The 1,448-nt window shown below is 70.0% G+C and carries 1 protein-coding gene; it reads right to left on the bottom strand.

Annotation, left to right across the window (positions count from 1 at the left end; all coding sequences use genetic code 11):
• Positions 1-1,185, bottom strand: a 1,185-nt coding sequence (locus ACL02U_RS32805; RefSeq protein ID WP_412794663.1) for an IS110 family transposase, incomplete at its 3' end; no start/stop codon positions are given.
• Positions 1,186-1,448 lie beyond the last annotated feature (263 nt).

Below are 1,448 nucleotides of genomic sequence, written 5' to 3'. Positions count from 1 at the left end.
GCGTGGTTCGTAGAAGGTGCCGTCGCGGAGCATGGCGAACAGGACGCTGATGCGGTGGCGGGCGAGGCGGAGGAGGGCCTGGGTGTGAGTCTTGCCCCGGGCCCGGCACTTGTCGTAGTAGGCGCGGGAGGCGGGATCGTGCAGGGCTGCGAACGCGGACAGGAACATCGCGCGTTTGAGCTGCCGGTTTCCGCCTCGTGGTGCGTGTTCGCCGTGGATCGAGGTTCCCGAGGATTTCGTTGCCGGGGCCAGGCCGGCGTAGGAGGCCAGGTGGGCGGCGGTGGGGAAGCTGGTGCCGTCGCCGACGGTGACCAGCAGAACTGCGGCGGTCCTGACCGCGACCCCCGGCATCGAGGTCAGGACCTTGGAAAGAGGGTGATCCTCCAGCAGGGCTTTGATCTGGGCTTCCAGGGCCCGGCGCTGTTCGTGGACGGCGGCGAGCGAGCGGGCCAGGGACGGGATCACGGTGTCGAGGGTGCCGGTGCCCGGGACGACGACGGTCTGCTCGTCGAGTGCGTCGAAGATCTCGTCGATCAGCCGGGCGGCCATGCGTGGGGCCTTGGGTCTGATCACCTCGACGAGTCTGCGGCGGCCGGCTTTCCGCAGCGCGGCCGGGGAGCCATAGCGTTCCAGCAGCCAGGTCACGGCCGGGTGGTCCAGACGCGGCCCGAGGACGCGCTCCAGCGAGGGGTGGAACTGGGTGAGCAGGCCGCGTATCCGGTTGGAGGTGCGGGTGGCCTCGGCCGCGAGGTCCTGGTCGAAGCCGACCAGCACGGTCAGCTCGGCGGTGATCTCGTCGGTGAGTTCCAGCGAGCGCAGGGTGTGCGGCATGGTGCGGGCGGCGTCCGCGATCACCGCGGCGTCCTTCGCGTCGGTCTTCGCCTCGCCCGGATACAGGTCGGCGATCCGCCGCATCGCCAGGCCGGGCAGATAGGCGACCTTGCAGCCCGCGTCCCGGGCCACGGTCAGCGGGAGGGCACCGATCGAGGCGGGCTGGTCCACGATCACCAGGACGGTGCCGAACTTCGTGGCCAGCTTGTCGAAGACGGCCCGCAGCTTCGGCTCGCTGTTGGGCAGCTGCTTGTCGAGGACCTTCTTCCCCGCCGGGGTGAGCCCATGGCCGTGATGAGCGGTCTTGCCGACGTCCAGGCCCAGGAACACGCCCACGTCTTCGGTGTCGAACATCGCGCCCTTCCAGGAGAGTTGAACGTGCCGGCCTCGGCTGTGGTGTCGTACGCGCGCATCCACGTTATGCAGACCTGCCGCCCGCGAGCTGTCCGGCATTGCGCCGGACCGGGCGGTGGCCGGACCTCTCATCAGCGTCTCCGACGGCACCTCCCGGGCCCGGTGACACCACCCCCCAGGTCATCCGTTCGACAGGGGGCAACAGTCATGCCGGGCCCGGAGGCCAGCGGCCCTCTTGCAGGACCGCGAAGAAGATAACGGGG

Source organism: Streptomyces sp. MS06 (assembly GCF_047200655.1).
GTDB lineage: Bacteria > Actinomycetota > Actinomycetes > Streptomycetales > Streptomycetaceae > Streptomyces.
Note: the sequence above shows the minus strand (reverse complement) of the source record. Positions and strands in the feature narration are given on the sequence as shown.